Genomic DNA, 23,642 nt, shown 5'->3' with positions numbered 1-23,642 from the left:
GGTGCCTGTCACGTACACCGGCGGCCTCCTCGTTCGACGTCTTGCGCTCACGGGCGCGCGCGGCGCCCGGTGGCGGCTCAGGCCTGGCCGACCTCGAACCGCACGAAGCGGGTGACCTCGATGCCGGCCTCGGCCAGCACCTGCTTCACGGACTTCTTGTTGTCGGCCACCGACGCCTGCTCGACGAGGACGTAGTCCTTGAAGAAGGCGTTCACCCGACCCTCGACGATCTTCGGCAGCGCCGCCTCGGGCTTGTTCTCCTCGCGGGCGGTCTGCTCGGCGATGCGCCGCTCGGACTCCACGACGTCGGCCGGAACCTCGTCGCGGGTCAGGTACTTCGGCCGCATGGCCGCGATCTGCATCGCGACGCCACGGGCGTCGGCGTCGCCCGCCTCGTCGCTCTTGCCGGTGTACGACACCAGCACGCCGACGGCCGGCGGCAGGTCCTGGGCCTTGCGGTGCAGGTAGACCGCGGTGGTGCCGTCGACCTTGGCGAACCGGTTGAGCACCAGCTTCTCGCCGATCTTGGCGGACTGCTCCTGGATCAGGTCCGCGACGACCTTGCCGTCCAGCTCGGTGGCGAGCAGCTCCTCGGCGTTGCTCACGCCGGAACGCTCGCCGTGCTCGACCAGCTGCTGGGCCAGCGCGATGAACGACTCGGTCTTGGCGACGAAGTCGGTCTCGCAGTTGAGCTCGAGCAGCGCCTTGCCGGAGTGGGCGACCAGACCGTTGGCGGCCGTACGGCCAGCCCGCTTGCCGACGTCCTTCGCGCCCTTGACGCGCAGGATCTCGACGGCCTTGTCGAAGTCGCCCTCGGCCTCGGTCAGCGCCTTCTTGCTGTCCATCATGCCGGCGCCGGTGAGGTCGCGGAGCTTCTTGACGTCCGCGGCGGTGATTTGGGACATGGCTCTCTCTTCGGTGTTGAGTCGGCGTGTGGATGGTCAGAGGTGCCGGTTACCCGGATTCGGGCGGAACGTGCCCGGCGTACCGTCGCCGCCCGCCGTTCGTGAAAACGGACGGCGGGGCGGCGACGGTGCGGTCACTCCGCGGCGGCGGCCGCCGGCTGCTCGGTGGCGGCGGGCTGCTCGGCCGGGGCCGACTCGTCGGCCTTCTTCGGCTCCTCCAGCAGCTCGCGCTCCCACTCGGCCAGCGGCTCGTCGGTGGCGACACCGGCCTCCGGCTTCTCGTCGGTGCCCCGACGACGGCCCGAACGGGCGATCAGACCGTCCGCGACGGCGGCGGCGACGACCTTGGTCAGCAGCTCGGCCGAGCGGATGGCGTCGTCGTTGCCCGGGATCGGGAAGTCGACCTCGTCCGGGTCGCAGTTGGTGTCGAGGACGGCGATCACCGGGATGCCCAGCTTGCGGGCCTCGTCGACGGCGATGTGCTCCTTCTTGGTGTCGACGATCCAGACGGCGGCCGGCAGCTTCTGCATGTCCCGCAGACCACCAAGGGTGCGGGTCAGCTTGATCTTCTCGCGGGAGAGCTGCAGGGTCTCCTTCTTGGTGTAACCGGCGGCGGTGCCGCTCAGGTCACCAAGGGCCTCCAGCTCCTTCATCCGCTGGAGCCGCTTGTACACCGTCTGGAAGTTGGTCAGCATGCCACCGAGCCAGCGGTGGTTCACGTACGGCTGACCGACCCGGGTCGCCTGCTCGGCGATGGCCTCCTGGGCCTGCTTCTTGGTACCGACGAAGAGGATGCTGCCACCCTCCGCGACGGTCCCACGCACGAACTCGTACGCCTTCTCGATGTAGTCGAGGGTCTGGCGCAGGTCGATGATGTAGATACCGTTGCGCTCGGTGAAGATGAAGCGCTTCATCTTCGGGTTCCAGCGCCGGGTCTGGTGCCCGAAGTGGACACCGCTCTCCAGCAGCTGACGCATGGTCACGACGGCCATGGTGTGGGTACTCCTTGCATCCCTGGTTGTTCCGCCCGGCCGGCGGCCGGGCATCCTGGCGCCCGGTCGGCGGCCATGCGGGCCCGACCAAGATCGGGACCAGGGAGGCCGTCGCTCCACGACGATTCGTGGAGAGGGCGCGCGAGGTCGACCGCGCAAGGCGGTCGCCAGTTGGCCAGTGTACGCCCCTTCCCGGTTTCGGCGTGCCGGGGTGCCGCGCCGCCGGCCCCAATGCCCGGTGCGGCCGCAGGGCCGCCGGGTTTGGGAGATCGCGCTGGTTCCGGGAAATAGTGGCTTCCGCGTCGCCCGGATACCACTATTTCCTAATTCCTGCGTGGATCATCCGCCGCGCCAGGGCCGGCGGCGGGTCAGCCGGCCGCGAGCGCTGCGGCGACGAAGAGCACGAGGCCGACCGTCAGGTACGCCGTCGGCGGGCGCAACCAGCCTCGACCGTTGTCGGAGAGGGCCAGTCCGCCCGTTCTGAGCCCGTACAGCCCCACTGCGAAGATCGGCAGCCCGGCGACCAGGCAGATACCCGCGACGACGTTCCCCGCGTTCACCGGGTCGCCGGTCACGCCCGCCAGCAACACCCGCAGCGCGGGGACCTCGAAGACCAACGCCAGCAGGGCGAAGAGGGCCGCCAACGCCGGACGGCGGGTCCGGTAGACGCCGTCCGGCGCAGCGGAGTACGCCGGCGCTTCGCCCACTGGCAGATCGGGGCGGGGGCCGATGCCCGGCATCGGGCCGGTCGGCATCTCCAGCGGGTGCGGCTGGTCGGTGCCGCCGCCCCGGGTCGGCCCGACGATCGGGTATCCGGCGAGCGGCGCGGGCCGGGTCTGCTCGGCGAACGGAGCGGGCTGACCCTGGTCGGCGAAGGCAGCGGCCAGACCCGGCTCGGCAGGTCTGGGTTGGCCGGGCTGGCCGGGCTCGACGGTTCTGGGCTGCCCGGTGAGCAGAGCGGTCGCCGGGGCGGCATCCACCGGCGCGGTGTGGCCCGCGGCCGGCACGGCATCCCGGGCGGGGTCCGGCGTGCTCGTGGCCAGCGGGTCCCGGGCAGCCCGGCGGCCGGGCAGTTCCCCGGAGATCTCCGAGGGATCCCGATCCGCCCGGCGGGAGCGGGTCGCCCGGTATCCATCCGTCTCCGTACGGACCTCACCCAGCGGGTCGACCGCGCCGAACCGTCCGGAGTCGGCCTCGGCGGTACCGAACCGCCCCGACTGGGCCTCAACCGCGCTGAACCGTCCGGAGTCCGGCTCGGGTGCGCCACCGAAGCGGGCCGCATCGAGGGCGCCCAGCCGGCCGGAGTCCGGCTCCGACGCGCCGCCGAAGCGGGCCGCGTCCTGCGCGCTCAGCCGGGCGGAGTCGGGCTCGGGCGTGCCGCCGAAGCGGATCGGGTCCGACTCCGGCGCGACGCCGAAGCGGACCGGGTCCGGCTCCCGGCGTCGGCCGATGCCGGTGTCCTCGACGGAGCGGGCGTCCTCGACGCCGCGCTGCTCGGGGATCTCGCCGTCGCGGTACCGCGGTTCACCCGTACCACGCCACTCAGGCTCGCCGTACCCGCGCCCCCGCTCGTCGGGGTACCAGCGCGGCTCCTGATCTTCCGGAAAGCTCCGTCGTCCGTCCACGTCAGGCACCGTATGCGACGGCCCATCCCCGCGTCATTTCGGCCCGGCCAGGTTGATCGACTCCGGGTCGCCGACGTGGGGGCGTCCGGACCCCGAGGACACACCCCCACGTCGCCGATCTGGAGTCGATCAGCGCCGTTCTCGCCGTAGCACAGCACCGGCTTGATCGTCCGGTCGTCCACAGAGCGACCGTCATCCACAGGCGGGCCGTCGCGGGGTCGCGGCGCTCGTACCGCCACGGGCACCGTCACAGCCATGACGAAGCGGAACCAGGCGGTCGGCGCGTACGGCGAGCGGTGCGCCGCCCGGCATCTGAGCGAGGCGGGACTCCGCCCGATCGTCCGGAACTGGCGCTGCCCGGAGGGCGAGATCGACATCATCGCCTGGGACGGGCCGGTGCTCGCGTTCTGCGAGGTCAAGACACGTCGGGGCGACGCGTTCGGCCCGCCGGCCGAGGCGGTCGTACCGGCCAAGGCCCGCCGCCTGCGGGGGCTCGCCGCGCGCTGGCTCGCCGAGACCGGTACGACCGCCGACGAGGTGCGGTTCGATGTGCTGTCGGTACGCCTGCCCGACTCCGGACCCGCGCTGGTCGACCACGTCAAGGGCGCGTTCTGAGATGGGCCGCCGCACGGGTGACGCGTCATGAGCTACGCGAAGGTGCTCTGCGTGGGGTTGGTCGGCGTCACCGGTCAACTGGTCGAGGTCGAGGCGGACCTGGCCGCCGGCCTACCCGCGGTGGTGATCTCCGGTCTGCCGGACACCGCCCTGCACGAGGCCCGCGACCGGGTCCGGGCCGCCGTGGTCAACTCCGGCCAGAGGTGGCCGAACCGGCGCATCACGCTGAACCTGCTCCCCGCGACGCTGCCGAAGTTCGGTTCGGCGTTCGACCTGGCCATCGCCGCCGCGCTGCTGGGCGGCTCCGGTGAACTGCCACTGCTGCCGCTGGAGGGCGTGGTGGTCCTCGGCGAGCTGGGCCTCGACGGGACGGTCCGGCCGGTGCGCGGCGTGCTGCCGATGGTCGCCGCGGCGGCCCAGGCCGGCATCGAACGCGTCATCGTGCCCACCGGCAACGCCGCCGAGGCCGCGGTCATCCCGGGCGTACGGGTGCGGGCGGTGGACACGTTGCACCGGCTGGTCACCTTCGTCCGCGACGGCAGTCCGCTGCTCGAACCGCCGCCGGACGCCCCGGCACCGGTCGTCGGCGGACCGGATCTCGCCGAGGTGGCGGGGCAGCAGGTGGGCCGGCGGGCGCTGGAGATCGCCGCGGCGGGCGGGCACCACCTCGCGCTGCTCGGCCCGCCGGGCGCCGGCAAGACGATGCTGGCCGAGCGGCTGCCGTCGCTCCTGCCCGAGCTGGACGACGACGCGGCGCTGGAGGTGACCGCCCTGCACTCGGTCGCCGGGCTGCTTCCGCCGGGTGGTCGGCTGCTGCGCCGTCCGCCGTTCCAGGCGCCGCACCACACGGCGACCGTTCCGTCCCTCGTCGGCGGCGGTACGGGGCTGGCCCGCCCCGGCGCGGTGTCGCTCGCCCACCGCGGGGTGCTCTTCCTCGACGAGGCGCCCGAGTTCAGCAAGGGCGCGTTGGAGGCGCTGCGCCAGCCCCTGGAGCACGGCCGCATCCAGCTCAGCCGCAGCGGTGGCGGAACCGAGTACCCGGCCCGGACCCAACTGGTGCTGGCCGCCAACCCGTGTCCGTGCGCGAAACCGTCCGGTGACGCGTACTGCGAGTGCTCGCCGTTGGCGCGCCGCCGCTACCTGGGCCGGCTCTCGGGGCCGCTGCTCGACCGGATCGACGTGCAGGTGCGGCTGATGCCGGTACGGGCGGCGGAGCTGATGGCGTCCGGAGCCGACGTCGAGTCCTCGGCCACCGTCGCCGCCCGGGTCGCAGCGGCCCGTGGCGCGGCGGCCACCCGCTGGGCCAGCCTCGGCCGGCGGCTCAACGCCGAGGTGGACGGCCCGCTCCTGCGCCGTCCGCCGTGGCGGCTACCGGCGTCGGTCACCGCCGAGCTGCGCGCCCGGCTCGACTCCGGCTCACTGTCGGCGCGCGGCTTCGACCGGGTGATCCGGATGGCCTGGACCATCGCGGACCTCGACGGCCGGGACCGACCCGACCGTGAGGACGTACGTGAGGCGACCCAGCTACGGACAGGAGAGGCGGCATGAGCGCCGACGAGGAGAGCAGGCTGGCCCGGGTGGCGCTGACCTGGCTGGCCGAGCCCGGCACCCGCGTGGTGCATGAACTGGTCAAGCGGTCGGGGCCGGTGGCCACGCTGGATCTGCTGCTGGACGGCGGCAGCCCCGACCGGCGACTGGCCGCCGCCGTGGCCGCCCGGATGTCGGCCGGCGACGCCCGCGCGGTGGCGGCCGAGGCCCTGGACCGGGCCGCTCGGCTCGGCGCGCGTCTGGTCACCCCGGACGACGACGAGTGGCCGGCCCGGGTCGCCGACCTCGGCACCCTGCGACTACCGGACCTGACCCGCCGCGTGGACGTGGAGACCGCGCCACCGCTGTGCTTCTGGGTACGCGGCGGGTGGCCGCTCGGCGAGGCGCTGGACCGCTCGGTGGCCGTGGTGGGCGCGCGGGCCGCCACCGCCTACGGCCAGCATGTGGCCACCGACCTCGGGTACGGGCTGGCCGAGCGGGACTGGACGGTCGTCTCCGGTGGCGCGTTCGGGATCGACGCCGCCGCCCACCGGGGCGCCCTCAACGCCGAAGGACTCACCGTCGCGGTGCTCGCCTGCGGGGTGGACCGGCCCTACCCGATGGGCAACACCGCCCTCTTCGACCGGATCGCCGACACCGGGCTGCTGGTCAGCGAGTGGTCCCCCGGCGCCGAGCCGCTGCGTCCACGCTTCCTGATCCGCAACCGGGTGATCGCCGGTGGCACGCTGGGCACCGTCGTGGTGGAGGCGTCGGCGCGCAGCGGAGCGACGCAGACCGCCCGGCGTGCCATCCACACCGGCCGGGTGGCCATGGTGGTGCCCGGGCCGGTGACCTCGGCGATGTCCGTCGGCGCGCACGAGTTGCTGCGCGAGCACCCCAAGGCCCGGCTGGTCACCGGCGTCGCGCACGTACTCGAGGAGGTGGGCCGGATCGGCGCGGACCTGGCCCCGCTTGCCCGTGGCCCGCAGCGGCCGACCGACGACCTGGACGACGACGCCCGTTCGGTGCTGGAGGCGTTGCCCCGCCGGGGCGCACGGGGTGTGGACGCGCTCGCCGCCCGCGCCGGCCTGGACGTGCGGACCGCGCTGCGCAAGCTGGCACTGCTCGAAGAACTGTCCATGGTGGTACGACGCGACGACGGCTACGCCCTTGCCCCGGCCGACAAAGCCACGGGCGCGGCCGACCGCCGGTAGACGCGGACGCCGACGTGGCCGGCGGAGCACCACCTTCGGCCGTACGCTGGTGCCGTGCCTGCTGCCAGCGAGGGTGCGCACGCCGCCCGGCCCACCGCATCCGGGACGCCAGGATCGGTCGTGCGGCCGTGAGGCGGTCCGCCCGGAGCACCCGGGCCACCCACCAGGAGCTGCCACCGGCGCTGCGCGACGCGGTCGACGACTTCGCCGAGCATCTCGCTCAGGTCCGCAACCGGTCGGCGCACACGGTCCGCGCGTACGTCACCGACGTGGTCGCCCTGCTCGACCACGCGGTGCGGATGGGTTGCCGGGACCTGGGCGAGGTCGACCTGTCGGTGCTGCGGAGCTGGTTGGCCCGGCAGCGGACCACCGGCGCCGCCCGTACGTCGCTGGCGCGCAGGGCCGCCTCGGCGCGGGCGTTCAGCGCGTGGGCACACCGCGCCGGGCTGCTCCCCGCCGACGTGGGGGCGGCGCTGGCCAGCCCGCGCGCACACCGCGAGTTGCCCGGTGTGCTGCGCGCCGACCAGGCCGCCGCGCTGCTGGAGGCACCGACCCGGCACCCGACGACCATCCCCGGCAGGCCCGCGACAGGATCGCCCACAGACGGCACACCGGCAACAGGATCGCCTACGGACGGGGCGACCGACGCGGCGGTGGCGCTGCGCGATCGGACACTGCTGGAACTGCTCTACGCCACCGGCGTACGGGTCAGCGAGGCGTGTGGGTTGGACGTCGAGGACGTCGACCACGGTCGTCGGGTGATCCGGGTGTTCGGCAAGGGCGGCCGTGAGCGTTCGGTGCCGTACGGCGTGCCGGCGCAGCGGGCGCTCGACGAGTGGCTGCGCCGGGGCCGACCCGCGCTGACCGCCCCCCACTCGGGCGACGCGCTGCTGCTCGGCGCGCGCGGCGGTCGGCTCAACCCGACCACGGCGCGGCAGATCGTCGGCGGGTACGCCGAGGCTGCCGGCCTGCCCCGGACGAGCCCGCACGGGCTGCGCCACTCCGCGGCCACCCACCTGCTGGAGGGCGGCGCCGACCTGCGTGCCGTGCAGGAGTTGCTCGGGCACTCGTCGCTGGCCAGCACGCAGATCTACACGCATGTCTCGGTGGAACGGTTACGCGCCGCCTACCGCCAGGCGCACCCCCGCGCCTGATCAAGGGCGGGGAGGCCGAATCGGCCGGCGGTTACGATCATCCGGTGAGCGTCCCGCAGCCTCCCGAGCCGATTCCGGGCGCCCGCCTGCTCTTCTCCCTGGATCCGGCGGTCAGCCACCTCAACCACGGCTCGTTCGGCGCGGTGCCGATCGGTGTGCAGCGTGCCCAGCAGCGGCTGCGCGACGAGATGGAGAGCAACCCGCTGCGCTTCTTCACCCAGGGGCTCGTCGATCGGATCGGGCACACCCGGCGGCACCTCGCCGGGTTCCTCGGCGCGGATCCCGACGGCAGCGCGCTGGTCGGCAACACCACCACCGGCGTCGCCGTGGTGCTCCAGTCGGTGGGCCTGCGCCCCGGTGACGAGGTGCTCAGCACCGACCACGGGTACGGTGCGGTGAGTCTGGCCATCGCCCGGGAGTGCCGCCGCACCGGCGCGGTCAGCCGGGTCCTGCCGATCCCGCTGGACGCCGGCGACGAACAGATCGTGCAGACCATCCGGGCCGGCCTGCGTCCGGGGCGGACCCGGCTGCTCGTCGTCGACCAGCTCACCTCCGCCACGGCCAAGCTCTTCCCGACCGCCGCCATCGTGCAGGTGGCCCACGAGAGCGGGGTGCCGGTCCTGGTGGACGCCGCGCACGCCCCCGGCATGCTCGCCACCACGGTCGCCAGCATCGGCGCGGACTTCTGGGCCGGCAACCTGCACAAGTGGGGGTACGCGCCGCGCGGCACCGCCCTGCTGGCGGTCGCCCCGCAGTGGCGGGAGCGGATCGAGCCGCTGGTGGTGTCGTGGGAGCAGGAAACCGGCTTCCCGGCCCGGGTCGAGTGGCAGGCGACCCTCGACTACACCTCGTGGTTGGCCGCCCCCGCCGGCCTGTTCACGCTGCGCAGCCTCGGTGTGGACCGGGTGCGGGAGCACAACGCCGCGCTCGCCGCGTACGGCCAACGGGTGGTGGGGGACGCGCTGGCGGTGCCCCCCGCCCGGCTGCCCGACCCCGGCGGACCGGGGGTGGCGCTGCGTCTCATCCCGCTGCCACCCGGCACGGCCACCACCATCGACGCGGCGCGGGCGTTGCAGACGCGCATCGGCGAGCGGCTGGCCGCCGAGGTCGCGGTGATGAGCTGGAACGGCCGGGGATGGCTGCGGCTCACCGGTCAGGTCTACAACACGGCCGACGAGTACGAGCGGCTGGCCGTGCGGCTGCCGGCGCTGCTCGCCCAACGCTGACCCCGCGCACCGGGTCGAGCGGGAGGAGCCGCACCGGACCGAGGCCGAGCAGGGCGAGCGGGTCCAGGTACTCCTCGCCCCGGCGCAGGCCCCAGTGCAGGCACGCGTCCGCCGGACAACCCGGGTGGCCGGGCAGCAGCTCGCCCAGCGGCGTGCCGGCGGCGACCGCCTGACCGGGGCGTACCGCAGGTTGGACCGGTTCGTAGGTGGTCCGCAGGCCGTCGGCGTGGCCCACCGTGACCACCGGTCGACCGGCGACCAGCCCCGCGAAGAGCACCGTGCCGGAGCCGGCGCTACGAACCACAGCCCCGGCCGGGGCGGCCAGGTCGACGCCCCGGTGCCCGGCCAGCCACGGCTGGGGCGGCGGGTCGAACCGGCGCACGGGTCGCGGCGGGCCGTCGAGCGGCCAACGGAAGCGCCCGGCGGGAGCGGGAGCGGAAGCCTGAAACGCGATCGGCACGGTCGGCGTCGGTGGCTGGCCGGGTACCGACGCCACAAGCACCGCCAGACCGCAGAGCTGCGCGATCAGAGCGAGGGGGAACGCCGCGCAGAGCAGCACGGTACGGCGGATCGAGGCGAGACGGGTGGTGGAGGACGATCGCATGCCGGCAGCCTGGGCCCGGAGCCGGGTCGTCCGCCAGCCCGGCCACCGAAGCTGTGGACAACGGACGGCCCTGTGGACGACCACCCGGAGGAGGCGATGATCTGCTATGCCGCGCCGAGGCGGTGCTGACCGCCGAGCACGGCGACGAGCCGCCGGAACTCCTCATCGGCAAGCATCGAATCGCCAACCCATCATCGGTACGGCCGGACCGGTGCCCATTCCGGTGTCCGTTCTCGGGCGCCGGCGGAGGGCCTAGGCTGGGCCGCGTACGGCGGGTGCCGCCGTCTGCGCCGGGGAGGCCCGCATGACCACTCTTGACGATCGGACGACGTCCCGCGCGGACGACGCCGAGGGTTCCGGCCCGACCCTGGCCGACGTGAGCGGCCCGTCCCGGCTCGCCGAACCCGACGAGGCCATCAGTGCCGACGAGTTGCAGTTGGCCGCCCGCAACCACGGCCTGCCGCTGGAGGCGCTGCGCTACGACGTCACTCCCGCCGGCCTGCACTACCTGCTGATCCACTACGACATCCCGGAGCTGGACCCGGCGGCGCACACGCTCACCGTCGGCGGCGCGGTCGACCGGCCGTTGACCGTCGGCCTGGCCGAACTGCGGGAGCGGCCCCGGGTCACCCACCGGGTCACCTTGGAGTGCGCCGGCAACGGTCGGGCCCTGCTGCACCCGCGGCCGGTGAGTCAGCCGTGGCTGGTCGAGGCGGTCGGCAACGCCGAATGGACGGGTACCCCCCTCGCGCCGCTGCTGCGCGAGGCGGGCCTGGGGTCGGACGCGGTGGACGTGGTCTTCACCGGTGCCGATCACGGCGTCGAGCGGGGGGTCGAGCAGGACTACCAGCGATCGTTGCCGGTGGCCGACGCGCTGCGCGAGGAGGTACTGCTGGCGTACGAGATGAACGGCGCTCCCCTGCTCCCGCAGCACGGCGCACCGCTCCGGCTGATCGTGCCGGGCTGGTACGGCATGGCACACGTCAAGTGGCTGCGCTCGATCGACGTGCGGACCACCGCGTTCGACGGCTACCAGAACGCGGTGGCGTACCGGCTGCGCCGCGACGCGGACGACCCGGGCGAGCCGGTCACCCGGATCGAGCCGCGTGCGCTGGTCCGCCCACCGGGCTTTCCCGACTTCATGACGCGCCGCCGGGTGCTCCGGCCTGGACCATGCACGGTGGACGGTCGCGCCTGGTCGGGGCACGCGCCGGTGGTGGCCGTGGAAGTGAGCGTCGACGGCGGGGCGAGCTGGGGGCCGGCCGAGCTGGACCCGGTGACGGGCGGGGAGTTCGCCTGGCGGCGGTGGCGGTACGAGTGGACGGCGACGCCGGGCCGGTACGTGCTCAGCGCACGGGCGACCGACGCGTCCGGGCGGACCCAGCCGGTCGAGCAGCCGTGGAACAGGGGCGGTTTCGCCAACAATCTGGTGCAGCGCGTCGAGGTCGTCGTACCGGCCGAGTGACCGGTGGGTCAGCCACGGGTGGGGGCCCCGGGGCGCAACGGGCCGGTCAGTTACCGAAGCCGGAGTCGGCGGGCAGGGAGATGTCGGGCTTCTCCAGCTCTTCGACGTTGACGTCCTTGAAAGTCATCACTCGGACGTTCTTCACGAAGCGGGCAGGACGGTACATGTCCCACACCCAGGCGTCGTGCATCTCGACCTCGAAGTAGACCTCGCCGTCGGAGTTGCGCACGTGCAGGTCGACCTGGTTGGCCAGGTAGAACCGGCGCTCGGTCTCCACCACGTAGGAGAACTGGCGGACAATGTCGCGGTACTCCCGGTAGAGCTGCAGCTCCATCTCGGTCTCGTACTTCTCGAGATCTTCCGCGCTCATCGCACTCCGCCTTCCATGACCACATCTTCCCCCACCGGCGTCGAAGGCCGAGGCTGCTCGCCCAACGCCACGCCGACGGTACCCCCTGACGCCCGGGAGTGCCCCATCGGCTCGTCCGAGACGGGGTCGACGGGCCGCCGTGCGCGCGGTGGCCGGCCGTCACGGCCGGAGACCGCGGCGACGTTGACGTACGAGAAGCGGTGTTCCCGGCACGGTCCGTGCTCGCGCAGCGCCGCGCTGTGCTCCGGGGTGATGTACCCCTTGTGCTCGGCGAAGCCGTACGCCGGGTACACCCCGTCCAGCTCCACCATGATCCGGTCCCGGGTGACCTTGGCGAGCACGCTCGCCGCCGCCACGCAGGCGGCCACCCGGTCGCCCTTCCACACCGCCAGCCCCGGCACGCCCAGGCCGTCCACGCCGAAGCCGTCGGTCAACACGTACTCCGGTCGGGTGGTGAGCGAGGCGAGCGCCCGCCGCATCGCGGCCAGGTTGCAGACGTGCAGCCCCCGGGCGTCGACCTCGTCGGCGGGGATGACCACCACGGCGTACGCCAGGGCACGGTCGACGACCTCGGCGTACACCCGCTCCCGGCTGGCCGGGGTGAGCAGCTTGGAGTCGGCCAGCCCGTCGATCTCGCCGCGCCGCCCCTCCGGGAGTACGGCCGCGGCGGCGACCAGCGGTCCGGCGCACGCGCCCCGGCCGGCCTCGTCGGCGCCGGCCACATGGCGGAAGCCGCGCCGCTGCAACGCCCGCTCCAGCGCGTAGAGCCCGGCCTCCCGGCGAACGACGGTACGCGGCGGGGTCAGCACGACGCCTCGGCAGCCGGCGGCAGCAGCCGGGCCAGCAGGGCGGGCAGCTCGGGTGGGTAGTACCGCTCGCCGCTGGCGGCCAACTCGGCGGGCCGCCACCAGCGGTGACCGGCGATGCTGCGCTGCTCGACGTCGTTGAAGCCGACGGTGTCGACCTCGCACGACGGGACGCGGAGCAGGAAGAAGTCCTGCTCCTGGCGGTACCAGTCGCCGTCGAACGGGAACTCGGTGGCGTCGGACCAGACCGGCTCACCCAGCTCGGCCGGATCGACCCGCAGCCCGGTCTCCTCGGCCAGCTCCCGCACCGCGCCGGACGCCGGAGACTCACCCCCGTCGAGCCCGCCGCCCGGGGTGAACCAGTAGCGGTGCTCCGGGCGGGCCGGGTCGAAGCCGTGGAACAGCAGGATCCGACCTGCCGCGTCGACCAGCAGCACCCGCGCCGCGCGTCGAGGGATGTAGACGCGGTCGGCACCGTTCGCGTCTGTGGGGCTCGTCAGCCCACTCCTCACGGTCACCGCACCAGCCTGCCAGACGGGCGGCCGATCGCCCACGCCCCCGCCCGTTCTACGGCTTGGGAATGCCGTCGAACCCGTCGGGCACGGTCAGCCAGGTGGCCCGGTTGACGGGCCAGAAGACGGTGAACGCCCGCCCGACCACCTCCCCCTCGGGGATGGTGGCCTCGGTGATGTTCTGCCCGGACTGCTGCCAGTGCTCCAGCGAGTCGCCCGAGGCGGACCGGTGGTCGCCCATCACCCAGAGCCGCCCCTTCGGCACGGTGATGTCGAACTCCTGGTCGGCCGCCTTGTCCCGGACGCCGTCGATGGAGAAGATGTACGGCTCGTCGAGCGACTTGCCGTTGATCATCAAGCGCTCCTGCGGGTCGCAGCAGACCACGTGGTCACCGCCGACGCCGATGACCCGCTTGATGAAGTCCTCGCCGTCGGGGTTGCCGCTCCACTCGGTGGGTGCCTTGAAGACGATCACCTCGCCGCGGTGCGGTGACCGGAAGTCGTAGACCAGCTTGTTGACCAGCACGCGGTCATCGATCTTGAGAGTGTTCTCCATGGACGGGGAAGGGATGAAGAAGGTCTGCAGCACGAAGGCGCGGACCAGCACCGCGACCAGGATCGCCACACCCAGCAGGATCGGCAGCTCCTTCCAGAAGGAGCTACGCGGCTTGTCGGTCTGCTCGTCAATCACGCCAAGGAGCCTACGTTGCCGAGCCGGACGTCACCGTCCGGAACGCGCGGGAACCCCTCAGCGCGACCGTCAGCGGGAGGATCAGCAGCACACCGCCCTCCGGGGACGGGCGGACCGGCGGTGCGCCGGAGGCGGCCGTGGCCGGCGCGGCCACGTCGTCGAACGTCGCCGGCACCGACAGCGCCGCCCAGCGCGACGACGGCCACACCACCATGAACGCCCGGCCGACGACGTTGTCGATCGGCACCGGCCCCTGGCAGCGCGCGTCCTGGGAGACCTCGCGGTGGTCGCCCATCACGAAGATCTGACCCGGGGGTACGACCACCTCGTCGAAACGCCGGGAGCGGCACTCCTGGGCGTTCGGCGGCAGATCCAGCGGCGAGTCACGCAGCACGTACGACTCGTCGAGCGGGGTCCCGTTCACGGTGACCCGCCCCTGCGAGTCGCAGCACTTCACCCGGTCACCGGGCACGCCGATCACCCGCTTGATGAAGTCCTTCTCGCCGGGGCGGCTCACCCCGACCAGGTCGCCGACGGTCCGGGCGAGCTTGCCGGCGAACCCGGGCTCCGGCTGCTCGTCGACCTGCGGCGCCCAGCGGTCGGTGCCCCGGAACACCACCACCTCGCCGCGCACCGGGTCACGAACGTCGTAGACGACCTTGTTGACCAGCACCCGGTCGCCGATCAGGAGGGTGTCCTCCATCGAACCGGACGGGATGAAGAAGGCCTGGAGCAGGAACGTGCGGATCAGCACCGCGAGGCAGAAGGCCACCACCAGCAGCAGCGGAAGCTCCTGCCAGAGGGGCATCTGACGCCGGGTGCGGCGAACCCGCCGGCGCCACGGATCGACGGTGCCGTCCTCGTCAAGCGTCTGCACCACGCCACTCCCCGGTCCGCAGAAACACCACCGCCCGGGAGCCTCGTCGAGGCTCCACGGGCGGTTGTGGACGGCTGCCCGCCTCGTCGGCGGGGCCGCCGCCTGACTGCGCCCGTACGACCAGGGTAGTGCGGTCCGGTCGGTACGGCATACGCGCAGCTCAGGCGGCGTGGCGAACGGGAAGTCAGCTGGGCTGCTTCTCCCGCTTCTCCTTGATCTTGGCCTTCTTGCCGCGCAGCTCGCGCAGGTAGTAGAGCTTGGCGCGACGCACGTCACCGCGGGTCACGACCTCGATCCGGTCGATGCCCGGGCCGTTGAGCGGGTAGGTCCGCTCGACGCCGACACCGAAGCTGACCTTGCGGACCGAGAAGGTCTCGCGCAGACCGTCACCCTGGCGGCGGATCACGACGCCCTGGAAGATCTGGACACGGGACCGGTTGCCCTCGACGACCCGCGCGTGCACCTTGACGGTGTCACCGGCACGGAAGTCGGGGATGTCGGTCCGCTTCGACTGGGCGTCAAGGGCGTCCAGGATGTTCATCGCTGCGTCCTCGTAAGGCTCACGGCGCACCGTCACTCGGTGCGCGGATGGGTGATTCTGATTCCCGGGTGGTGGTCGGCGGGCCGACCCCGGTCGGGGATCCTCGCAGCCGCCCGCGGGCGCGGACGGATACGGCAACCTCCCTACTTTGCCACATCCCCCGGCGGTGGCTGAAATCCGGCCCGTTCCAGCGCCGCGATGTCCCGTTTGTCGAGCCGATCGGCGGGCAGCGCGGCCAGCAGGTCCGGACGTCGGGCGGCGGTGCGCAGCAGCCCTTCCTCGCGCCGCCAGCGGGCGATCTTTCCGTGGTCGCCGGAGCGGAGCACGTCCGGCACGTCGTGGCCGCGCCAGCTCGGCGGCTTCGTGTAGATCGGCGCTTCCAGCAGCCCGTGCGCGTGCGACTCCTCGTCCAGCGAGCCGGCGTTGCCCAGCACCCCGGGCAGCAGTCGGGTGACCGCCTCCAGGATGACCAGCACAGCGACCTCGCCGCCGAAGAGCACGTAGTCGCCGAGCGACACCTCGGTGACCGGCATGCGGGTGGCGGCGTGCGTCAGGACCCGCTGGTCGATCCCCTCGTACCGGCCGCAGGCGAAGAGCAGGTGCGGCTCGGCGGCCAGCTCGTGGGCCATGGCCTGGGTGAACGGGACGCCGGCCGGCGACGGCACCAGCAGTCGGGGCGGTGCGGCCTCGGCCGGCGCGAGCGCGTCCAGCGCCGCACCCCACGGCTCGGGCTTCATCACCATCCCCGGGCCGCCGCCGTAGGGGGTGTCGTCGACCGTGCGGTGCACGTCGTGGGTCCAGGTCCGCAGGTCGTGCACGGCGAGCTGGAGTACGCCGTTGGCGCGGGCCCGGCCGATCAGGGACAGGTCCAGCGGGGCGAAGTACTCCGGGAAGATCGACACAACGTCGACGCGCATGCGGGGTGGTCCTAAAGATCGAGCAGTCCGGCCGGCGGGTCGACGATCACGCGTCCACCGGCCAGGTCGACCTCCGGGACGATCGCCCGGACGAACGGGATCAACGCGGTACGCCCCTCGGGCCGCCGCAGCACCAGCAGGTCGGACGAGGGCGCGTGGTCGATGCGGGCGACCTCGCCCAGGTGTTCGCCGGACGGGGTGACCACCGCGAGGCCCACCAACTGGTGGTCGTGGAACTCCTCCGGGTCCTCCGGAGGCTCGACGTCGGCGCTGTCCACCACGAGCAGGGTGCCGCGCAGCGCCTCGGCGGTGTTGCGGTCCAGGATCCCGTCGAAGGCGACCAGGAGCCGACCCTGGTGGAACCGGGCCTGCTCGATGGTCAGCTTCGCCGGCACCCGGAACGGCACGCCCGGCCCGTCAGCGGGCGCGGGCGGCGGAACCGCCCCCGGCTCAGTGCTGAGCACTGTGCCGGGGGCGAACCGCGCTTCGGGCTCGTCGGTCCGCACCTCCACGGTGACCTCACCGCGGATACCGTGCGGCTTGCCGACCCTTCCGACGACGAGCTGCATCAGTACGAGTCGACGATGTCGACGCGTACGCCGCGCCCACCGATGGAGCCGATCACCTGACGCAGCGCCTTGGCGGTCCGGCCGGACCGCCCGATCACCGTGCCGAGGTCTTCGGGGTGCACGCGGACTTCCAGCCGCTTGCCCCGACGGGAATCGACCATCCGGACCCGGACGTCGTCCGGGTGGTCGACGATGCCCTTGACCAGGTGCTCCAACGCGGGACGCAGAGGCATGTCAGGCCTGCTCACCGGCGTCGGCGGCGGGGGTCTCGGCCGGAGCCTCGGTCGCCGGGGCCTCGGCAGCCGGAGCCTCGGTGGCCTTGGCGGCCTTCTTGGCCGGCTTGGCCGGGGTCTCCGGGGCCAGCCCGGCGGCGGCCTTCGCCTCGGCCTCGTACGCCGCCTTGCGGTCGGCCCGCTCGGGGGCGACCTTCAGCGGCGGCGGGGCCGGCAGACCCTTGAACTTCTGCCAGTCACCGGTCAGCTCCAGCAGCCGCTGCACCGCCTCGCTCGGCTGGGCGCCGACGGACAGCCAGTACTGGACCCGCTCCGACTTGACCTCGATGACCGAAGGGTCCTCCTTCGGCTGGTACACCCCGACGAACTCGATCGCCCGGCCGTCACGCTTGGTGCGCGAGTCGGCGATGACGATGCGGTACTGCGGGTTGCGGATCTTGCCCATCCGCAGGAGCCGGATCTTTACGGCCACAGTTGTTTCGCTCCTGTTGCGATCTCACCAGCCCGCTACGGGCGGTGTGCATGGGTGAGCGCCGACCGGCACAGTGGGGTTGGGCCGGAGACAACTCGGTGGACTGGCGACGTGCCCGGGTTAGAGGGCGCCGGACGCGCGCCGGATACCAGCGACCCATTCTGCCAGATCCGACGCCGATCTTCCGCACCGGACCCGGACACCGTGTCACCGGTGATCCGGAACACCCGTCACCGCACCGGCGGACGGTCCCACCCGGGTGGCAGTTCGTCCGGTACGTCCCAATCCGCGGGCGGGGTGAAGTCGACCCAGGTGCCGTCGAACGGGAACGCGCCGGCCTCGGCGAGCGCGATCACCCGCTCCCCCTCGGCGCGGACCGCCTTCTCGTCGGTCACCCAGTAGTCGTCGCCGAAGGCGAGCCGCTCGACAAACTCGTCCTCGTCCTTCCACTCCCAGCTCAGGTCCGGGCGTACCACCACGTCGAGATCCTGGTCCACCACGTCGACGCCGGCCACCGGGCCGTCGTCCCAGCGGACACCAGGCTCCTCCAGGTTGACGTACCAGTGGGCGAACCGACCCTGCGCGTCCCGGAACCACCAGACCGAGTGCGCCGCCCCGGTGGGCAGGAACTTCAGCAACGGCGGACCGTTCCACCGCCCGTGCGCCAACCGGTACGACGACGAGACCCACTGGGCGAACGACATGGCCCGCATGCCCAGCCCCGCCTCGGTGACCTCGTGCGCCACCGGCGAGTCCCGGGCGATCCAGACCAGCAGGCCCCGCTCGTCGTCGCTGACCACCCGCCCCGGGCGCACCCAGCCGATCCGGCCGTGCCGCACGTTGCGGTGCATGATCAGCCGACCCGGCTGGAACCGGTCGACACGCACCTCAGTAGGCGCGGGCGAGGATGGCCACCAGGTCGGGCTCGTCCTCCGAGTCCGGCACCGAGCCGTCGGCCCGCAGCAGGCAGCGCACCGTCACGCCCTGCCCGTTCGCCTCGGCCTCACCGGCCACGCCGACCGCCGACCACGGCACCTTGGCCCAGCCGGTGGCCGCCGCCTCGATGGCCTCGGCCAGGGTCGACACCTCGACCGTGCGGGACTGCCGGTGGGCCAGCGCCTGGTCGTGCAGCGCCTTCTGGTCCTCCTCCAGCGCCGCGAGGACCGCGCCGACCACGTCGGCCACCGCCGTCGGGGACTTCGACCCATCGGTACGACGTACCACCGTCGCGTTACCGGCGGCCAGGTCGCGGGGGCCGACCTCGACGCGTACCGGATAACCGCGCAGCTCGGCGTCGACGGCCCGGCGGCCGAACGCGGTGTCGGTCCGGTCGTCGAGCGCGACCCGGACGCCGGCGTCGCGCAGGCCGTCGCGCAGCTTGGCCGCCGCTTCCGCGACGCCCTCGCCATCCTTGACGATCATGATGTACGCCTGGATGGGCGCCAGCCGCGGCGGCACGCGCAGACCGTTGTCGTCACCGTGCGCCATGATCAGACCGCCGAGCATCCGCGTCGACGTGCCCCACGAGGTCGTCCAGGCGTGCTCCCGGCCGCCCTCCTTGGAGGAGTAGCTGATGTCGAACGCCTTGGCGAAGTTCTGGCCCAACTCGTGGCTGGTGCCGAGCTGGAGCGCCTTGCCGTCGCCCATCATGCCTTCGCAGGTGTACGTGGCGGTCGCCCCGGCGAACCGCTCCCGGGCGGTCTTGAGGCCCACCACCACCGGGATGCCCAGCACGTTGACCATCAGGTCCTCGTACGCCTCGTGCAGGATCCGGCGGGCGTAGGCCCGGGCGTCCTCGCGGGTGGCGTGCGCGGTGTGCCCCTCCTGCCACAGGAACTCGCTGGTGCGCAGGAAGATGCGCGGGCGCAGCTCCCACCGGACCACGTTCGCCCACTGGTTGAGCAGCAGCGGCAGGTCCCGGTACGAGTCGATCCACTTGGCCATGAACTCGCCGATCACCGTCTCGCTGGTGGGACGCACCACCACCGGCTCGGCGAGCTGCTTGCCGCCACCGTGAGTGACGACCGCCAGCTCCGGCGAGAAGCCCTCGACGTGCTCGGCCTCACGCTTGAGATAGCTCTCCGGGATGAACAGCGGGAAGTACGCGTTCTCCGCGCCGGCCGCCTTGATCCGGTCGTCCATCTCGGCCTGCATCCGCTCCCAGATGGCGTAGCCGGCCGGTCGAATGACCATGGTCCCCCGGACCGGGCCGTTGTCGGCCAGCTTCGCCTTGGCGATCAGGTCCTGGTACCAGCGGGGAAAGTCCTCCGCACGGGGAGTGAGCACGCGAGCCATGACCGCACATCCTATGCGCCAGGTGAGGCGCCGCCGCGCCCGGGAGGCGTCGCGCGGCGCGCCCCGGCCGCCACGAGGCCGCGGTGGGTCGGCCGGCAGCGCGGGTAGAGTTCGACCATCATGACTGCGACGACGGGCTCACCGCGCCAGCGGCTTCGGGACACGATCGTGGACGCGGCCCGCGCTCGGACCATCGCCGCCGGTTGGGACGCGGTACGGATGGGCGGGGTGGCCACGGCCGCCGGTGTGAGCCGGCAGACCGTCTACAACGAGTTCGGCAGCAAGGCCGGCCTGGCCGAGGCGCTCGCCCGGCGCGAGGTGGACCGGTTCGTCGGCGACGTCCGCGAGGCGCTGGACGCGCACGGCTCGGACGTACGCGCCGGCGCGTACGCCGCGATCGCGCACACCCTCGCCACCGCGGCGGACAATCCACTTGTCAAAGCGATCCTGACCAGTGCCCGAGGCGGGTCGGACGAACTACTGCCGTACCTCACCACCCGGGCCGAGGTGGTCCTCACCGAAGCATCGGACGCGCTGCTCGGCTGGGCCGGCGACCACCTCCCGGGCGCGGACCCGACCGCGCTGGCCTTCGCCGCCGACACGATCGTCCGCCTCGTGGTGAGCCACATCGTGCTCCCCGGCGCGCCGATCGAGCAGACCGCGACGGCCCTCGCCGACCTGGCCGTCCACCTCTTCACCGCCGCCGCCACCCGGCGCCACTGACCCACCCGCGCCGTCACGCCGTCACGCCGTCACGCCCTCACGCCGTCACGCCGTCACGCCCTCACGCCCTCACGCCCTCACGCCCTCACGCCCTCACGCCCTCACGCCCTCACGCCCTCACGCCCTCACGCCCTCACGCCCTCACGCCGATCTTGCACTTTCCGACGTCGACATGTCCATCTTCGCGAAATAAGTCCGGGCAGAAAGTGCAAGATCGGCGTCGTGGAAAGCCCCGCGCCCCGCGCCCCGCGCCCCGCGCCCCGCGCCCCGCGCCCCGCGCCCCGCGCCCCGCGCCCCGCGCCCAAGATCCGCACAACATCACCGATATTGCTGCCTCAGACGCGCTGGAAGCAGCAACATCCCTGATGTTGTGAGGATCTTGGGCGGCAAGATCGTGCTACATCCAGGATCGAGCGCGATCTTGCGCCGGCCCAGCCCAGCCCAACGCGACGCAGCTCAGCCCAGCCCAGCGCGACGCAGCCCAGCCCAACGTGGCCCAGCCCAACGTGGCCCAGCCCAGCCCAACGCGGCCCAGCCCAGCCCAGCCCGCAGCGCAACGCGGCACAGCGCGACGCGGGAAAATCAGCGCACCACCTGGCCGCGCAGGATCGTGCGGGACGGGGCGCGGACGACCCGCAGGTCGCGGCGGGGGTCCTCGGGGTAGACGGTGAGGTCGGCGAGACCCCCCTCGACAAGCCCGGGAAAGCCGAGCCACTCCCGGGCGCCCCAGGAGGCGGCGGCGAGCACGTCCTCGGCGGGCATGCCGGCGCGCTCGTGCAGCAGCAGCATCTCCTCGGCGGCCAGTCCGTGGTCAATGCCGCCGCCGGCGTCGGTGCCCACGTAGATCGGCACGCCGGCCTCGTGTGCGGCCCGCACCACCTCGGGGAAGCGGTCACGCAGCGCGAGCATGTGGTCGGCGTACCCGGGGAACTTGGCCCGCGCCTGCTCGGCGATCCCGCCGAAGGTCGCAATGTTGATCATCGTGGGGACGAGAGCGGTGCCCCGGCGGGCCATTTCGTCGAGCAGGTCGAGGCTCAGGCCGGTGCCGTGCTCCACGGAGTCCACCCCGGCACGCACCATGATCTCGACGGCCGACTCGGAGAAGGTGTGCACCGCGGCGCGTACCCCGGCGTCGTGTGCGGCCCGGACGGCGGCGGTGAGGGTGTCCGCGTCCCAGGCCGGCGCGAGGTCGCCGACTCCCCGGTCGATCCAGTCGCCGACCAGCTTGACCCAGCCGTTGCCGGCCTTCGCCTGGGCGGCCACCGTGGCCGTCACGTCGGTGGCGTCGACCTCCACGCCGATGTCCCGCAGGTACCGCTTCGGCGGGGCGACGTGCCGGCCCGCGCGGGCCAGTCGCGGCAGGTCGGGTTCGTCGTCCAACTCGGGGTACGGGTACGGCGAGCCGGCGTCCCGGATCGCCAGCACCCCGGCGTCCCGGTCGAGCCGAGCCAGGTCACGGGCCTGGTCGAGCGAGGCGATCGGGGCGCCACCTCGGGCGATGCCGATGTGGCAGTGTGCGTCGACCAGGCCCGGCAGCACGAAACCGCCGTCCACGACGGTCTCCGCGCCGGGTACCGGGGTGAAGGTCACCCGGTCGCCGACCAGCCAGAGGTCCCGGACCTCGTCGTCGGGGAGCAGTACGCCGCGCACATGAAGGGCCATGCGCACAGTCCTACCCGATCACTCCTCGTCGGAGGCGAGCAGGTCGTTCTTCCCGGCGGTCAACGCAGGCAGGAAAGGCGCCCGCGTCAGCGCGGGCCCTTGTCGCCGCCCTTGCCGAGCTTGTTGAAGTCGATCTTCGGCAGCTTGAAGCCGGGCGGGAGGCCCTGACCGGCGGCCAGGTCGTTCGGGTCCATCCCCGGCGGAAGCTGCGGCATGCCACCCGGGAAGCCGGCCGGCATCCCGGCGCCGGTACGCGGACGACCGCCGCCCTTGGTGCCCTTGCGCTTGTTCTTCGGGCTCTTGGTGGCCTTGCGCCGACCGCCGCCGGGCAGGCCCATCATGCCGCCCATCTGCTTCATCATCTTCTGCGCGTCGGCGAAGCGGTTCAGCAGTTGGTTGACGTCCATCACGGTGACCCCGGAGCCGTTGGCGATACGCGCCCGGCGGGAACCGTTGATGATCTTCGGGTTGGTCCGCTCGCCCGGGGTCATCGACCGGATGATCGCGGTGACCCGGTCGAAGTGGCTGTCGTCCAGCTCGGCGAGCTGGTCCTTCATCTGCCCCATGCCCGGCATCATGGCCAGCACGTTGGCGATCGGGCCCATCCGCCGTACCGCGATGAGCTGGTCGAGGAAGTCGTCCAGGGTGAACTGCTCGCCGCCCATCAGCTTGGCGGTCATCTTCTCCTTCTGATCGGAGTCGAAGGCCTGCTCGGCCTGCTCGATCAGAGTGAGGACGTCGCCCATGCCGAGGATCCGGCTGGCCATCCGATCGGGGTGGAAGACGTCGAAGTCCTCCAACTTCTCGCCGGTGGAGGCGAACAGGATCGGCTGCCCGGTGACCTCGCGCACCGACAGGGCGGCACCACCACGGGCGTCGCCGTCGAGCTTGGAGAGCACCACACCGGTGATGCCGACGCCGTCGCGGAACGCCTCGGCGGTGCGTACGGCGTCCTGACCGACCATCGCGTCGATGACGAAGATGACCTCGTCCGGCGAGACGGCGTCACGGATGTCGGCGGCCTGCTGCATCATCTCGGCGTCGATGCCGAGGCGGCCGGCGGTGTCGACGATGACGATGTCGCGGGCGGCGCGCTTGGCGTGCTCGATCGACGCGCGGGCCACCTGCACCGGGTCACCGGTGCCGTTGCCGGGCTCCGGGGCGTACACCTCGACCCCGGCGCGACCACCGAGCACCTGGAGCTGCCCGACGGCGTTGGGACGCTGGAGGTCGGCGGCGACCAACAGCGGCTGGTGGCCCTGACCCTTGAGCCAGCGGGCCAGCTTGCCGGCCAGGGTGGTCTTACCGGAACCCTGGAGGCCGGCCAGCATGATCACGGTCGGCGGCTGCTTGGCGAACTGGAGCCGCCGCCCCTCGCCGCCGAGCACCTTGATCAGCTCTTCGTTGACGATCTTGATGATCTGCTGGGCCGGGTTGAGCGCCTGGGAGACCTCGGCGCCGCGGGCACGCTCCTTGACGGCCGCGATGAAGCCCTTGACCACCGGCAGCGCGACGTCCGCCTCCAGCAGCGCGAGGCGGATCTCGCGCGCGGTGGCGTCGATGTCGGCGTCGGTGAGCCGTCCCTTGCCGCGGAGCTTGGTGAAGATCCCGGACAGGCGGTCACTCAAGGTGTCAAACACGCGAACA

At 72.7% G+C, this 23,642-nt stretch carries 25 protein-coding genes; 7 read left to right on the top strand and 18 right to left on the bottom strand.

What is annotated here, in order from left to right; translation table 11 throughout:
- Positions 1–77: 77 nt before the first annotated feature.
- From tsf to ACN263_RS05765, 3 genes are all read right to left on the bottom strand, one after another.
- Positions 78–905 carry a translation elongation factor Ts gene (gene tsf / locus ACN263_RS05775; RefSeq protein ID WP_422738785.1) on the bottom strand — a complete coding sequence of 276 codons (828 nt, stop codon included), beginning with the start codon at positions 903–905 and terminating at the stop codon, positions 78–80.
- Positions 906–1,039: 134 nt separating this feature from the next.
- Positions 1,040–1,897, bottom strand: a complete 858-nt coding sequence (gene rpsB / locus ACN263_RS05770) for a 30S ribosomal protein S2 (protein WP_422738784.1) — start codon at positions 1,895–1,897, stop codon at positions 1,040–1,042.
- A 368-nt stretch (positions 1,898–2,265) separates the two neighbouring features.
- Complete coding sequence (locus tag ACN263_RS05765) at positions 2,266–3,192, bottom strand: hypothetical protein (protein ID WP_422740606.1); 927 nt, start codon at positions 3,190–3,192, stop codon at positions 2,266–2,268.
- 585 nt (positions 3,193–3,777) lie between these two features.
- On the opposite strand from ACN263_RS05765, the gene ACN263_RS05760 reads away from it, so the two are divergent.
- The 5 genes from ACN263_RS05760 (at position 3,778) to ACN263_RS05740 (ending at position 9,258) form a co-directional block, all read left to right on the top strand.
- Positions 3,778–4,137 (top strand): YraN family protein, encoded by a 360-nt coding sequence (locus ACN263_RS05760; RefSeq protein WP_422738783.1) that lies wholly within the window; start codon positions 3,778–3,780, stop codon positions 4,135–4,137.
- A 27-nt stretch (positions 4,138–4,164) separates the two neighbouring features.
- Positions 4,165–5,685, top strand: coding sequence for a YifB family Mg chelatase-like AAA ATPase (locus ACN263_RS05755; RefSeq protein WP_422738782.1), 1,521 nt, complete (start codon positions 4,165–4,167; stop codon positions 5,683–5,685).
- Complete coding sequence (locus ACN263_RS05750; RefSeq protein ID WP_422738781.1) at positions 5,682–6,878, top strand: DNA-processing protein DprA; 1,197 nt, start codon at positions 5,682–5,684, stop codon at positions 6,876–6,878. The genes ACN263_RS05755 and ACN263_RS05750 overlap by 4 nt, the downstream gene beginning before the upstream one ends.
- A 128-nt stretch (positions 6,879–7,006) precedes the next feature.
- Entirely contained in the window at positions 7,007–8,032 is a 1,026-nt protein-coding gene (locus ACN263_RS05745; protein WP_422738780.1) for a tyrosine recombinase XerC, read from the top strand.
- A 44-nt stretch (positions 8,033–8,076) separates the two neighbouring features.
- On the top strand, positions 8,077–9,258 hold the full coding sequence (locus tag ACN263_RS05740; protein ID WP_422738779.1) for an aminotransferase class V-fold PLP-dependent enzyme: 1,182 nt from the start codon (positions 8,077–8,079) through the stop codon (positions 9,256–9,258).
- Here the strand turns inward: ACN263_RS05740 and ACN263_RS05735 are convergent.
- Positions 9,179–9,862 carry a M23 family metallopeptidase gene (locus ACN263_RS05735; protein ID WP_422738778.1) on the bottom strand — a complete coding sequence of 228 codons (684 nt, stop codon included), beginning with the start codon at positions 9,860–9,862 and terminating at the stop codon, positions 9,179–9,181. The two genes, ACN263_RS05740 and ACN263_RS05735, sit on opposite strands and share 80 nt — an antisense overlap.
- Before the next feature lie 304 nt (positions 9,863–10,166).
- Between ACN263_RS05735 and ACN263_RS05730 the strand changes: the two genes are divergently transcribed.
- A complete protein-coding gene (locus ACN263_RS05730; protein WP_422738777.1) occupies positions 10,167–11,327 on the top strand; it encodes a sulfite oxidase in 1,161 nt (386 codons plus the stop codon).
- A 46-nt stretch (positions 11,328–11,373) separates the two neighbouring features.
- Here the strand turns inward: ACN263_RS05730 and ACN263_RS05725 are convergent, their stop codons facing one another.
- The 12 genes from ACN263_RS05725 to proS all read right to left on the bottom strand — a co-directional run bounded on the left by ACN263_RS05725 (position 11,374) and on the right by proS (position 19,610).
- Positions 11,374–11,697 carry a DUF2469 domain-containing protein gene (locus ACN263_RS05725; protein WP_018218957.1) on the bottom strand — a complete coding sequence of 108 codons (324 nt, stop codon included), beginning with the start codon at positions 11,695–11,697 and terminating at the stop codon, positions 11,374–11,376.
- Positions 11,694–12,506, bottom strand: coding sequence for a ribonuclease HII (locus ACN263_RS05720; protein ID WP_422738776.1), 813 nt, complete (start codon positions 12,504–12,506; stop codon positions 11,694–11,696). The genes ACN263_RS05725 and ACN263_RS05720 overlap by 4 nt, the downstream gene beginning before the upstream one ends.
- Positions 12,500–13,015, bottom strand: a complete 516-nt coding sequence (locus ACN263_RS05715) for an NUDIX hydrolase (RefSeq protein WP_422740605.1) — start codon at positions 13,013–13,015, stop codon at positions 12,500–12,502. The genes ACN263_RS05720 and ACN263_RS05715 overlap by 7 nt, the downstream gene beginning before the upstream one ends.
- Before the next feature lie 55 nt (positions 13,016–13,070).
- Positions 13,071–13,706: a signal peptidase I gene (lepB, locus tag ACN263_RS05710; protein ID WP_422738775.1), complete on the bottom strand. Its 636-nt coding sequence runs from the start codon at positions 13,704–13,706 to the stop codon at positions 13,071–13,073.
- 10 nt (positions 13,707–13,716) lie between these two features.
- Entirely contained in the window at positions 13,717–14,586 is an 870-nt protein-coding gene (gene lepB / locus ACN263_RS05705; RefSeq protein ID WP_422738774.1) for a signal peptidase I, read from the bottom strand.
- 181 nt (positions 14,587–14,767) lie between these two features.
- Positions 14,768–15,124, bottom strand: coding sequence for a 50S ribosomal protein L19 (rplS, locus tag ACN263_RS05700; protein WP_421474953.1), 357 nt, complete (start codon positions 15,122–15,124; stop codon positions 14,768–14,770).
- Positions 15,125–15,267: 143 nt separating this feature from the next.
- Positions 15,268–16,041: a tRNA (guanosine(37)-N1)-methyltransferase TrmD gene (trmD, locus tag ACN263_RS05695; RefSeq protein ID WP_422738773.1), complete on the bottom strand. Its 774-nt coding sequence runs from the start codon at positions 16,039–16,041 to the stop codon at positions 15,268–15,270.
- 11 nt (positions 16,042–16,052) lie between these two features.
- Positions 16,053–16,610, bottom strand: coding sequence for a ribosome maturation factor RimM (rimM, locus tag ACN263_RS05690; RefSeq protein WP_422738772.1), 558 nt, complete (start codon positions 16,608–16,610; stop codon positions 16,053–16,055).
- Positions 16,610–16,843 (bottom strand): RNA-binding protein, encoded by a 234-nt coding sequence (locus tag ACN263_RS05685; RefSeq protein WP_013284588.1) that lies wholly within the window; start codon positions 16,841–16,843, stop codon positions 16,610–16,612. The genes rimM and ACN263_RS05685 overlap by 1 nt, the downstream gene beginning before the upstream one ends.
- 1 nt (position 16,844) lies before the next feature.
- Positions 16,845–17,315: a 30S ribosomal protein S16 gene (gene rpsP, locus ACN263_RS05680; RefSeq protein WP_421474950.1), complete on the bottom strand. Its 471-nt coding sequence runs from the start codon at positions 17,313–17,315 to the stop codon at positions 16,845–16,847.
- Between the two features lie 230 nt (positions 17,316–17,545).
- Complete coding sequence (locus tag ACN263_RS05675) at positions 17,546–18,166, bottom strand: DUF402 domain-containing protein (RefSeq protein WP_422740603.1); 621 nt, start codon at positions 18,164–18,166, stop codon at positions 17,546–17,548.
- A 37-nt stretch (positions 18,167–18,203) separates the two neighbouring features.
- On the bottom strand, positions 18,204–19,610 hold the full coding sequence (gene proS / locus ACN263_RS05670; protein WP_422738771.1) for a proline--tRNA ligase: 1,407 nt from the start codon (positions 19,608–19,610) through the stop codon (positions 18,204–18,206).
- Positions 19,611–19,730: 120 nt separating this feature from the next.
- On the opposite strand from proS, the gene ACN263_RS05665 reads away from it, so the two are divergent.
- The gene (locus ACN263_RS05665; RefSeq protein WP_422738770.1) at positions 19,731–20,333 is read left to right on the top strand and encodes a TetR family transcriptional regulator; all 603 of its coding nucleotides are present in this window, start codon (positions 19,731–19,733) and stop codon (positions 20,331–20,333) included.
- Positions 20,334–20,915: 582 nt separating this feature from the next.
- On the opposite strand, the gene ACN263_RS05660 is transcribed toward ACN263_RS05665, so the two are convergent.
- Complete coding sequence (locus tag ACN263_RS05660) at positions 20,916–21,995, bottom strand: amidohydrolase family protein (RefSeq protein ID WP_422738769.1); 1,080 nt, start codon at positions 21,993–21,995, stop codon at positions 20,916–20,918.
- A gap of 86 nt (positions 21,996–22,081) precedes the next feature.
- Positions 22,082–23,635, bottom strand: a complete 1,554-nt coding sequence (gene ffh / locus ACN263_RS05655) for a signal recognition particle protein (RefSeq protein WP_422738768.1) — start codon at positions 23,633–23,635, stop codon at positions 22,082–22,084.
- Between the last annotated feature and the right edge of the window lie 7 nt (positions 23,636–23,642).

It is taken from the genome of Micromonospora sp. WMMD729 (assembly GCF_049315225.1).
Lineage (GTDB): Bacteria > Actinomycetota > Actinomycetes > Mycobacteriales > Micromonosporaceae > Micromonospora.
This window is presented reverse-complemented; position numbering and strand designations above follow the sequence as displayed.

What these genes read in the sequence shown, in the direction of transcription:
- rpsB (WP_422738784.1), bottom strand. Translation starts at nt 1,897, where the DNA reads ATGGCCGTCGTGACCATGCGTCAGCTGCTGGAGAGCGGTGTCCACTTC.
- ACN263_RS05760 (WP_422738783.1), top strand. Translation starts at nt 3,778, where the DNA reads ATGACGAAGCGGAACCAGGCGGTCGGCGCGTACGGCGAGCGGTGCGCC.
- ACN263_RS05685 (WP_013284588.1), bottom strand. Translation starts at nt 16,843, where the DNA reads ATGCCTCTGCGTCCCGCGTTGGAGCACCTGGTCAAGGGCATCGTCGAC.
- trmD (WP_422738773.1), bottom strand. Translation starts at nt 16,041, where the DNA reads ATGCGCGTCGACGTTGTGTCGATCTTCCCGGAGTACTTCGCCCCGCTG.
- ACN263_RS05750 (WP_422738781.1), top strand. Translation starts at nt 5,682, where the DNA reads ATGAGCGCCGACGAGGAGAGCAGGCTGGCCCGGGTGGCGCTGACCTGG.
- rimM (WP_422738772.1), bottom strand. Translation starts at nt 16,610, where the DNA reads ATGCAGCTCGTCGTCGGAAGGGTCGGCAAGCCGCACGGTATCCGCGGT.
- tsf (WP_422738785.1), bottom strand. Translation starts at nt 905, where the DNA reads ATGTCCCAAATCACCGCCGCGGACGTCAAGAAGCTCCGCGACCTCACC.
- ACN263_RS05675 (WP_422740603.1), bottom strand. Translation starts at nt 18,166, where the DNA reads ATGCACCGCAACGTGCGGCACGGCCGGATCGGCTGGGTGCGCCCGGGG.
- ACN263_RS05735 (WP_422738778.1), bottom strand. Translation starts at nt 9,862, where the DNA reads ATGCGATCGTCCTCCACCACCCGTCTCGCCTCGATCCGCCGTACCGTG.
- ACN263_RS05665 (WP_422738770.1), top strand. Translation starts at nt 19,731, where the DNA reads ATGACTGCGACGACGGGCTCACCGCGCCAGCGGCTTCGGGACACGATC.
- ACN263_RS05660 (WP_422738769.1), bottom strand. Translation starts at nt 21,995, where the DNA reads ATGGCCCTTCATGTGCGCGGCGTACTGCTCCCCGACGACGAGGTCCGG.
- ACN263_RS05730 (WP_422738777.1), top strand. Translation starts at nt 10,167, where the DNA reads ATGACCACTCTTGACGATCGGACGACGTCCCGCGCGGACGACGCCGAG.
- rplS (WP_421474953.1), bottom strand. Translation starts at nt 15,124, where the DNA reads ATGAACATCCTGGACGCCCTTGACGCCCAGTCGAAGCGGACCGACATC.
- proS (WP_422738771.1), bottom strand. Translation starts at nt 19,610, where the DNA reads ATGGCTCGCGTGCTCACTCCCCGTGCGGAGGACTTTCCCCGCTGGTAC.
- ACN263_RS05755 (WP_422738782.1), top strand. Translation starts at nt 4,165, where the DNA reads ATGAGCTACGCGAAGGTGCTCTGCGTGGGGTTGGTCGGCGTCACCGGT.
- ACN263_RS05725 (WP_018218957.1), bottom strand. Translation starts at nt 11,697, where the DNA reads ATGAGCGCGGAAGATCTCGAGAAGTACGAGACCGAGATGGAGCTGCAG.